This window comes from Streptomyces sp. NPDC050636 (assembly GCF_040654775.1).
In the GTDB taxonomy this organism is placed as follows: domain Bacteria; phylum Actinomycetota; class Actinomycetes; order Streptomycetales; family Streptomycetaceae; genus Streptomyces.
Genome location: NZ_JBFAIP010000082.1, coordinates 18,752 through 28,881 on the forward strand (window position 1 = coordinate 18,752; position 10,130 = coordinate 28,881).

General features: G+C 69.5%; 8 protein-coding genes. 7 read left to right on the plus strand and 1 reads right to left on the minus strand.

Annotated elements, in window-relative coordinates; all coding sequences use genetic code 11:
* Positions 1-529 precede the first annotated feature (529 nt).
* The gene (locus tag AB0I10_RS32990) at positions 530-1,726 is read right to left on the minus strand and encodes an FAD-dependent monooxygenase (protein WP_363156357.1); all 1,197 of its coding nucleotides are present in this window, start codon (positions 1,724-1,726) and stop codon (positions 530-532) included.
* A gap of 375 nt (positions 1,727-2,101) precedes the next feature.
* On the opposite strand from AB0I10_RS32990, the gene AB0I10_RS32995 reads away from it, so the two are divergent.
* The 7 genes from AB0I10_RS32995 (at position 2,102) to AB0I10_RS33025 (ending at position 9,989) form a co-directional block, all read left to right on the plus strand.
* Positions 2,102-2,908, plus strand: coding sequence for a 2-amino-3,7-dideoxy-D-threo-hept-6-ulosonate synthase (locus tag AB0I10_RS32995; protein ID WP_363156364.1), 807 nt, complete (start codon positions 2,102-2,104; stop codon positions 2,906-2,908).
* Positions 2,905-4,023 carry a 3-dehydroquinate synthase II family protein gene (locus AB0I10_RS33000; protein WP_363156358.1) on the plus strand — a complete coding sequence of 373 codons (1,119 nt, stop codon included), beginning with the start codon at positions 2,905-2,907 and terminating at the stop codon, positions 4,021-4,023. The genes AB0I10_RS32995 and AB0I10_RS33000 overlap by 4 nt, the downstream gene beginning before the upstream one ends.
* A 103-nt stretch (positions 4,024-4,126) precedes the next feature.
* Positions 4,127-5,605: an amidase family protein gene (locus AB0I10_RS33005; RefSeq protein ID WP_363156359.1), complete on the plus strand. Its 1,479-nt coding sequence runs from the start codon at positions 4,127-4,129 to the stop codon at positions 5,603-5,605.
* Positions 5,606-5,611: 6 nt separating this feature from the next.
* Positions 5,612-6,841: a class I adenylate-forming enzyme family protein gene (locus AB0I10_RS33010; RefSeq protein ID WP_363156360.1), complete on the plus strand. Its 1,230-nt coding sequence runs from the start codon at positions 5,612-5,614 to the stop codon at positions 6,839-6,841.
* A 131-nt stretch (positions 6,842-6,972) separates the two neighbouring features.
* Entirely contained in the window at positions 6,973-7,497 is a 525-nt protein-coding gene (locus AB0I10_RS33015) for a cupin domain-containing protein (protein WP_363156361.1), read from the plus strand.
* 92 nt (positions 7,498-7,589) lie between these two features.
* Positions 7,590-9,134 carry an MDR family MFS transporter gene (locus tag AB0I10_RS33020; protein ID WP_363156362.1) on the plus strand — a complete coding sequence of 515 codons (1,545 nt, stop codon included), beginning with the start codon at positions 7,590-7,592 and terminating at the stop codon, positions 9,132-9,134.
* A 111-nt stretch (positions 9,135-9,245) separates the two neighbouring features.
* Positions 9,246-9,989, plus strand: coding sequence for an SDR family oxidoreductase (locus AB0I10_RS33025; protein WP_363156363.1), 744 nt, complete (start codon positions 9,246-9,248; stop codon positions 9,987-9,989).
* The last annotated feature ends 141 nt before the right edge of the window (positions 9,990-10,130 follow it).

Below are 10,130 nucleotides of genomic sequence, written 5' to 3' on the forward strand. Positions count from 1 at the left end.
CGCATTTTCCGGACTGGCCCCAGAGAACCCCACATACCGAAGATCCGGCAACTAAAAGGTAGTTAAAGTGAAACTAAAGTAAACCTCAAGAGTGAGACGCTTCACCGTTGAACCAGTGACTCATAGCCCCTGATGGGAGAGGTATCGACGACCAGACGGGGTGATACCGGACCAGATCGCGGAAATGATCATTCCAGTTGCTTTGACTCGAATGGCGTTCCTGAAACGAACCGTTCGCAACCTTCTGGGGCGCTGCGGTGTTCCAGAGGACAGGGCAGAGAATTGACGGAGGAGTTCACCGAAACGGTGCGGTGGATCGGACCTCTGTGAACTCCCTGGAAAACCCTGATCATTTGACCGTGACGATCAACGGGGGCGCGGATTGATTTCAGCCACATTGCTCGGGCTGCACGATAGGGAGTCGGACAACGGGCCCGTGAAGAAGTCCGGCCCCCTGGAGGCCAGGAGCCGTCCAAGGGGCCAGGATCACGCTGCCAAAGGAGGGCTTCCCTCCCCCGGTGTCGGCAGATCAGGCCGGCTGATGGTCCGCCAGGGAGCGTTCGACGTCGTATGCATAGAGCCAGTCCTGCCGCTCCGGCGCAGGCGTGCCCATCCTCGCGTCGCGCTCGCGCTGCTCATCGCCGTCCGGCAGATGGAACGCCGTGCTGTTGCCCCGGGAACGCTCCTGCACCTGGGTGGTCCGGGGCCTGCGCATCGACTCATAGCGTTCCAGGGCCGCGGGGAGGGTGTGCGAGGTGGCGTCCCGCAGACAGCCCGCAAGAGCCACAGCGTCCTCGACTGCCTGATTGGCGCCCTGGCCGAGGAACGGCAGCATCGGGTGCGCCGAGTCTCCCAGGAGCGTGATGCGACCGGTGCTCCACCGCTCTATCGGGGCCCGGTCGTGCAGCGCCCACAGACTCACCTTGTCCGCCGCACCGATGACCGAGGTGACGTCCGCGCACCACCCCTCGTACGCCGCGGCCACATCCTCGCTCCGCCCCCGGCGCGACCACGACTCGTCCGTGGCACCGGCGGTGGGCACCGTCGCCACGAAGTTGACCAGCCGCCCGCCCGACACCGGGTAGCAGACGAAGTGCCGACCCGGCCCCAGCCACAGCAGCACCCTGGGCTCCGCCACCAGCGCGGGCACCCTGCGGCCGTCCACCAGCCCCCGGTAGACGGACTGGCCGGAGGCCCGCGGCCGGTCCGCCACCAGAGCCTGACGCAGCACCGAGTGGATACCGTCGGCGCCGACGGCGACATCAGCTGCGGCCTCCGTGCCGTCCGCGAACCGCAGCACGGCTCCGTCCAGCCCCTCCTGGACCCCGGTGCACCGGGCACCCAGCCGCACCGTGCCCGGCGGCAGCGCCTCGACCAGCACCTGATGCAGATCGGCTCGGTGCAGCGCGTAGTACGGGGCGCCGTACCGCTGCTCGCAGTGCGCCCCCAGCAACCCGCGGCTGATCACCGAACTGTCCGCCCAACGGCGGAACTCCATGGCCATCGGCTCCACAGCCGACGACCGCAGAGCGGGCTCCAGCCCGAGACGGTGCAGCAGCCTGGTCGCGCTCGGTGCCAGCTGCACGCCCGCTCCCACCTCGCCCAGCTGGGAGGCCTGTTCGTACACCTGGCACTCCAGCCCGGCGCGGTGCAGCGCGAGCGCGAGCGTCAGACCCGCCAGCCCTCCTCCGACCACAGCGATACGCGGCGGCGCGTCATTCTTCATGGGCCCCTCCTCCACAGGCACGGTGCCCCTCAGGACACGGACATCCGCAGAACACCGAAGACGCCAACGGAGTTGCCTATTCCGCGAAATTGACCTCAAGCCGACCGGCGAAGTACCGCTGTAGCCGCCAACTTCCACTCCATTCGGCATGGGTGCCCCGAGGATGTTGCCCAGAACGCGACGGGGACATAAGAATCTGTATCCGGCCGGAACGTACACGGGCTGAAGCCGGAGCTCTCAGAGAGTCTTCCACCCCGGAATGCACCGGCCCGTTTCCCATGAGTTCGTCACTCCCAGGTCTTTATCAATCCGCAGTTCCGACTGACGGTTCCCGTATCACCCGTGCTTACGGAGGGTGCTGTGCCCCTACTACCTCTGAGCGGAAAATCGCTGCGCCTCACCCGGCTCTCAAGGCCCGGCGACGGAAAGTTTCTGATCGTACCCATGGACCATTCCGTGGCCGACGGCCCCATCGCCGACGCCGCGGGGTTCAGCCGGCTCGTCGGTGATGTGGTGACCGCCGGTGCCGACGCCATCGTTGTGCACAAGGGCCGCGCCCGCTCCATCGAACCGGGCCTGCTGAAGGGTGCGGCCCTGATCGTTCACCTCAGCGCCAGCACGCCGCACGCCCTCGACGGCGATGCGAAGGTCATCGTCGGCGGCGTGGAAGAAGCCGTACGCGCCGGGGCGGATGCGGTGAGCGTGCACATCAACATCGGCTCGGACACCGAGAAACGGCAGCTCGCCGATCTCGGCGCCATCGCGGCGAGCTGTGACCGGTGGGGCATGCCGCTGCTGGCGATGATGTACGCACGGGGGCCCCGCATCCAGGAGCCGCGCGACCCGGCCCTCCTCGCACATGTGGTGAGCATCGCCGTCGACCTCGGCGCCGACCTGGTGAAGACCGTCGCGGCGGACTCCGCGGAGGACATGGCGGGCATCGTCGCCAAGACTCCGATCCCGGTCGTGCTGGCCGGCGGCCCGGGCGGCGGCCGCGACCTCTCCGACTTCGCACATTTCGCGATGGATGCCGGCTGCCGCGGACTTGCCGTCGGCCGCCAGGTGTTCCACAGCCCCGACCCGGCGGAGGCGGTACGCACACTCACCGCCGCCGTCCACGGCCCACGGCCGAAAACCGCCCCGAAGACAACCTCCCTACCCGAACTGGCAGGTGCGATGTGAAGTTCGCCTGGATTGACATACGTTCCGTCCCCGCAGACCGGCGTGCAGCGCTCGTCGAGGCGGCCGTGCACGCCCGCATCGACGGCATCGTCGACGACGGACCGGAGATCCTGGCCACCCTCCCCCCGACCATGCGCAAGGTGCTGGCCGCCACGGCGCCCGGCGACGCCGCAGCCGGGGGCTGGGACGGCTACGACGTACTGCTCACCGACGTCACGGATGACGACGGCCTCGCCGTGCTGCACGGCAGGGCCCTGGAGGGCCAGGACTCCGTCGCCGCCCATGTGCCGGTCGCCGACGACGCCTCGCTCACTCTGGCGTGCTCGGCCGCCCGTGCCCTGCCCTACACCGCGGTCACCTTCAAGGACCCCACCAAGATCCCGCTGGAGATCGTGATCGCCGCTGCCGACAAGGCCCCCGGGCAGCTGATCTGCCGGGCGGACTCGCTGGAGGAAGCGAAGATCATCCTCGATGTGCTGGAGAAGGGCTCGGAGGGCATCCTCCTCGCACCGACGTCCGTCGCCGATGTCCTGGAACTCGCCGAGCTCCTCCAGACCGACACCCCACCGCTGACACTCACTCAGCTGACCGTGGAGTCCATCGAACACAGCGGACTCGGCGACCGGGTGTGCGTCGACACCTGCAGCTACCTGCACAAGGACGAAGGCATCCTGGTCGGCTCGTACTCACACGGGTTCATCCTGTGCTCCAGTGAGACCCACCCCCTCCCCTACATGCCCACCCGGCCCTTCCGCGTCAACGCCGGCGCCCTTCAGTCGTACGTCCTCGGCACCGACAACCGCACCAACTACCTGAGCGAACTCGGCGCCGGCGACACCGTGCTGGCCGTCAGCACCGCCGGGCGCACCCGCCGCGTCGTCGTCGGACGCGTCAAGCTCGAATCCCGCCCGCTGCTCACCATCAAGACCCGCGCCGACGATGGCACCCTGGTCAGCCTCGCCGTGCAGGACGACTGGCACGTACGGGTCCTCGGCCCCGGAGACGCGGTGCGCAATGTCACCGAACTCAAGCAGGGCGACCAGCTCATGGGCTACCTCGCAACCGACCAGCGCCATGTCGGCTGGCCCGTAGGCGAGTTCTGCGTCGAGAAGTAGGCCAGCGCGCCGGCTCGGGCGCCCCTTACGGGCCGCACCCCAAGGGCCCGGCCGTGCGGGGGCGCCCGAGCCGGCAGCGCGCGAAGTGGAGGAATGTCGCATCATGGATGAACTCGCCTATCAGCCGGCCACCCGCCTCGCCGGAATGATCCGCCGCCGTGAACTGTCCCCGGTCGAACTGGTCGAGGCCTGCCTCGACCGCATCGAGCGCCGAAACCCGGCCGTCAACGCCTTTGTCACCGTCTGCGCCGACGAAGCCCTGGACGCCGCCCGGCGCGCCGAGCGCGAGGTGCTCACCGGCAACCCGCTGCCGCCGCTGCACGGTCTGCCCATAGGGATCAAGGACCTCGACGCGGTGGCGGGAATCCGCACCACCCAGGCGTCGTACGCCTTCGAGAACGAAGTGCCCAAGGCCAGCGGAGTGAGCGCCGAACGGCTGGTGCGGGCCGGCGCCATCGTCGTCGGCAAGACGAACACCCCAGAGTTCGGCCACAAGGCCATCACCGACAACTTCCTGTTCGGGCCCACCAGCACGCCCTTCGACCTGGCCGCCAACGCGGGCGGTTCCTCCGGCGGCAGCGCCGCCGCCGTCGCCGAAGGGCTCGTGCCCATCGCCCAGGGATCCGACGCGGGCGGCTCGCTGCGCGTCCCGGGATCCCTGTGCGGGGTGTTCGCCCTGATGGGGACCTTCGGCCGGGTGCCCACCGTGGTACGGCCCAACGCGTTCGGCCTGCTCAACCCCATGGTGTGCTACGGCCCGATCGCCCGCACCGTGGAAGACGGTGTGCTGATGTTCGACGTACTGGCCGGCCCGCACGCCCGGGACCCCTACTCGCTCCCCGAGGCACCCGAGCGCCTCTCGGATGCTCTGCGGCGCCCGCTCACCGGCGTGCGCATCGCCTACTCCCCCGACCTCGGCGGCTTCCCCGTCGAGCCCGAAGTAGCCGCGGTCGTACGGGAATCGCTCGGCGCGCTCATCGACGACGGCGCCGAGGTCGTCGAGGTCGACATCAAACTGCCGCGTCCCCACCAGGAGTTCACGGCACTGTGGCGGCGCCTCCAGGCCGTCCGGCAGGTCGAGTTCATCACCCGTATGCGGCGCGCCGGCGTGGACGTCCTCGCACACCGCGAACGGATGGCCCCCACCTACCTGGAACTCCTGGACATGGGCGCCCGCCCTTCGGCCGTCGACTACCGCCTTGAGGACATTCTGCGCACCGAACTTCTCGACTCCCTTGAGGACGTCTTCGACGAGTACGACCTCATCGTGAGCCCGGTGACCTCGGTGGCACGGATCGCCAACGCCCCCGACCGCACCACCGTGGGCCCCTCCGAGGTCGCGGGACAGAGCGTCAACCCGCTCGTCGGATGGTGCCTGACGGGCCTCTACAACTTCATCGGCAGCCCCGCCGCCACGGTTCCCGCCGGCTACACCCCGGCAGGGCTCCCGGTGGGCCTGCAGGTCGCCGCCCGGCGATTCGACGAGCCGCAGGTCGTGGCGGCCTGCGCCGCCGTGGAACGCCGTCGTCCCTGGCACGAGGGCTACCAGCGGCTGGAGCTCAGGCGCGAGCGGGAAGGCTGAGCCACGGTGTCCCTCAACTCCCGTCGGGACGCCGACTGGTGGGGCGCAGGTCTGCTCGCCGGGCACCCGTCCGACGCTCCTTGGGCGGGTGCCCGCCGCACGGTCACCTACGGCCAACTTCGCTCCCAGGTCGCATCGTTGCGGCACACCCTCCGGTCATACGGCATCGGTGAGGGCAACACCGTCGCATTACAGGGCGCCCGCAGCTTCACGCAGATGTGGGCGCTCCTCGCCCTGTGGTCGTGCGGCGCTCAGGTGATGCTGATGGGGCCCGGTCTGCGCGGCCGTGAGCTGGGCACGCTCCTCGACCGCTGCCGGCCCCAGTACCACCTCTCCTTCGACGCCCCGGGCTGGGCCGCCGGCACCTTCCACGACGAGTGCGAGGTCCTCGTACGGCGGCTGGTCGGCGGCCGCCCGGCGGAAACTCCGTACTGCCTGGTCCAGTTCACCTCCGGCAGCACCGGTGTCGCCAAGGCCATCGGCCGCACCCCCGAGTCCCTCACCGCCGAACTCGGCCGGTTCCGTGCGATCGGCGGCATGCCCCGCAAGGGTGAGAAGACGCTGCTGATCACGCCGCCCGAGCACTCCTTCGGGCTCATCGGCGGCCTGTTGCACGCCATGAACACCGGCGCCGTGCCGGTCTTCGCCCCGGACACCGGCGCCCCTGCGGTGCTCGACACCTGCCTGGCCCACGATGTCGCCGCCGTCCTCGGGGCGCCCGCACACTTCGCTGCCCTTGCCGCCCAGGACGGTGCGCCGCTGCCCCGGCTGAGGGTGGCCATATCCGCCGGTGACGCCCTGGACCGGCGGGTCCACGGGCGCTTCGCGGAACTCTTCGGGATACGGATCGGCCAGGCGTACGGAACGACCGAGACGGGCGTCATCGCCGTCGACGCGGCCGGCGAGCACGGGCCCGGCACGGTCGGCGTCCCAGCGCCGGGCGTCCAGGTCCGGCTGGTCTCAGGGGAACTCCAGGTACGGCTGCCCGGCTCGCCGTACCTCGCGCAGGAGGAGCCTCCCGCGCGTTTCCTCGCGGACGGCGGACGCGACCCGGGCGGCTGGCTGTGCACCCGTGACCTGGTCGAGGTCGACCCGGCCGACGGGGCGTTGCGGCTGCTCGGCCGGCTCGATCCGCTGGCCGACCGGCGGAGCCTGACCGCCGGCACCGCCCAACGGCAGCTCGCCGACCGCACGGCCGTCCGTCGCCTCGGCCGCGACGGCTCGCTCCCGGTCTGAAGCGCCTGCCGCGCTCAGCCCGGCATGCAACCCATCCGGACCGGGTGGTGTTTCCCCTGTGAATTCCACTGAACCGGACGCTCCACAGCGCACCGGCTCCCTTCCCGTACCTCACCCGAGCTGGAGGGCCCATGACCGAGGCAACGATGACGCAAGGGAAGGAGGACCGGCCGGAGCGCCCCAAACACGTACTCCATGTCCCGGCCGGACAGGGCCCCACCGTCTGGGTCGACGGCGACACCTACACCGTCAAGGCGAGCCATGAGAACACCGGCGGTTCCCTGGCGTTCCTGGAAGCATCCGTGCCTCCCGGCTGCGGCCCCGCCGCGCATGTGCACAAAGGCGAGGACGAGGCGTACTACCTGCTCTCCGGTGAGCTCGAAGTCCTCGACTCGGGACGCACCTTCACCGCCCATCAGGGCGACTTTGTGTTCATACCGCGCGGCGTGACCCACCGGTTCAAGAACACCGGCCTGCACGTGGCAAAGATGGTCTTCCTGTTCACTCCCGCCGGATTCGACAAGTTCTTCCTCGAAGCCGGCGACCCTGCCAGGGCCGGCGAACAGCCACAGCCATGGCCGCCGGAACACTTCGGTCACATAGCGGAGATCGGCGCGCGCCACGGCTGGGAGCCAGGAGACGAACCCGCCGGCTGACCGGACAACCTCGACGGCCTGAGGGCCGCACCTCAACGACACATCCCCGCCTGCCGCACGCCCACACGAGGAGCACGCGGGCACGGAACGCAATGACAGCACGGAAGGTGATGATGGAAGAGACCGCGGCGGCACAACCGCCGGAAGTCGACAACGCCCCGATCGCAGAGCGGACTCCTGAGGGGAGTGAACAGGCGGAGACACGTCTCCTGCCCATCGGCTCGACGCTGGCCCTCGGCGCCGTCATCGCCCTGCTCAGCACCACGATCGTGTCGGTGGGCATGGGCCGGCTCTCCGAAGTGTTCTCGGTGCCCCTGTCCACCGTGCAGTGGGTGAGCACCGCCTATCTGCTGGCGCTCGCCGTCGCCATCCCGATCGCCGGCTGGGCGATGGACAGGTTCGGGGAGAAAGCCCTCTGGCAGGCGTCCCTCGTCGTCTACCTCATCGGCTGTGTCCTGGCCGCCGTCGCCACATCCGTCGGCACGCTGATCGGCTCCCGGGTCATCCAGGGCATCGGCGGCGCCATGTTCGAGCCGATCATGCTCACGATGCTGGCCCGCGCGGCCGGCCCGAAACGCGCCACCACCGTACTGAGCCTCATCCAGATCCCCATCACGCTTGCCCCGGTCTTCGGCCCCATGATCGGCGGCGTCCTCATGGACAGCCTGGACTGGCGCTGGCTGTTCTGGTTCAACGTACCTCTGGGCGTGCTGTGCGCCGTGATGGCTCATCGCATCCTGCCGACCGACCCGCCCCGCGAACAACGGGCCGTCTCCCGGCTCGATGTGACCGGACTCGCCTTGCTGCCCGCCGCGCTCGCCGGACTGCTGCTCGGCTTCTCCCAGCTGGCCACCGGTGGCGGTATCGGCGCGCCGGTCGTCTGGGTCTCGTTCGCCGTCGGCGCGGTCCTTCTGATCGCCTACGTGGTGCACGCCCTCCGGATGCGGGGCGTACCCCTCATCGATGTGCGGCTGTTCGCCACCGGCCGGTTCACCGCCGCCGCCCTCGGCTCGTTCCTGTTCGGCGCCTCGGTCTACGGCGTGATGTTCCTGCTGCCGCTCTTCTTCCAACAGGCCGGCGGCTTTGACGCATGGACCTCCGGTCTGCTGCTCGCACCGCAGGGCGTCGGCACCGTACTGATCCTGCCCGCTGTGGGACGTCTCGTTGCGCGGTTCGGCCCACGTACCGTCGTCCTCGCCGGCATGGCTCTCGCGGCGGTCAGCACCATCGCATACACCCAGTTGGACCCCACCGACGACACCGGACTGCTCGTCGTGGCACTCCTGATCCGCGGCGTCGGCCTGGGCACCACCCTCGCCCCGGCGCTGTCCACGGGATTCACCAGCATCGCCCCCGAGAACACCGGCCGGGCAAGCAGCGCTCTGATCGCCTCCATCCAACTGGGCGGCTCCGTCGGCACCGCCCTGCTCGCCGTCGTCGTCCAGCAGCAGCTCACCGACCGCCTGGGCCCGTCCGGCGCCTCCGCGTCGGCCGCGTCCTCCCCCCACCTGGCCGGGCCGATCACCGAGGCTTTCGGCGGGGCCTTCTGGTGGACATTGGGGCTCTGTGTGGCCGGTGCGGCCGTCGCCCTGTTCCTGCCACGCGCCGAGCGCGGCAGCACGCCGGCAGAAACCTGATCCGGACCCCGGCAGCACTCAGCACTCAGCACTCAGCACTCAGCACTCAGCACTCAGCACTCAGCACTCAGCCAGAGAAAACCATAGAAATACTGTGAGAGGACGCATCACGTGACGGACACGCTCAACGGCAAGGTCGCCCTGGTCACCGGGGCATCCCGCGGCATCGGGGCGGCCATCGCACAGCGCCTGGCGGCCGATGGCGCCGCCGTGGCACTCACCTACTCCCACTCCAAGGACCGCGCCGAGGAGGTCGCCGCCGGCATCCGCGCCGCGGGCGGACGGGCGACGGTGATCCAGGCCGACAGCGGCAAGGACGAGGACATCGCGGCTGCCGTCGACGAAACGGTACGTGCCTTAGGCAGCCTGGACATCCTGGTCAACAATGCCGGGGGCGGAACATTCGGCCCCGTGGAAGAGCTGCCCATCGAGAACATCGACACGATGATCAATGTGAACATCCGTGGCGTGGTCGTCGGAATCCGGGAGGCGCTCAGGCATCTGCCGGAAGGCGGCCGCATCATCACGATCGGCAGTATCAACGCCGACCGTATTCCCTTCCCGGGCGGTTCCGTCTACGGCATGACCAAAGCGGCGGTAGCCGGGCTGACCCGCGGCCTGGCGCGTGAACTGGGCCCCCGCGGCATCACCGTCAACAACGTCCAACCCGGCCCGACCGACACGGCCGCCAACCCCGCGGACGGGCCCATGGCCAGCAGCATGATCGGCTGGATGGCCCTGGACCGGTTCGGCAGGTCCGATGAGATAGCTGCGATGGTCTCCTATCTCGCCGGCCCGGAAGCCGCGTTCGTCACCGGTGCGAGCCTGGACATCGACGGCGGTTTCGGCGCCTGAGCCGTCCCACCCGCTGACCGGATGTGGTCTCGCCCGGGGGCAACCGCCCCGCGCGGGAGAAAAACCCCCGGCGGCCCCGGGTACACCAGTCCGTGGACGCCGGGCCGGGTAACGGCAAAGCACCCCATGTGGGTGGGTTGA

Bases quoted from the DNA above. Each gene is read 5' to 3' on its own strand.
- AB0I10_RS33020 (WP_363156362.1), top strand. From the start codon at position 7,590: ATGACAGCACGGAAGGTGATGATGGAAGAGACCGCGGCGGCACAACCG.
- AB0I10_RS33015 (WP_363156361.1), top strand. From the start codon at position 6,973: ATGACCGAGGCAACGATGACGCAAGGGAAGGAGGACCGGCCGGAGCGC.
- AB0I10_RS33005 (WP_363156359.1), top strand. From the start codon at position 4,127: ATGGATGAACTCGCCTATCAGCCGGCCACCCGCCTCGCCGGAATGATC.
- AB0I10_RS32990 (WP_363156357.1), bottom strand. From the start codon at position 1,726: ATGAAGAATGACGCGCCGCCGCGTATCGCTGTGGTCGGAGGAGGGCTG.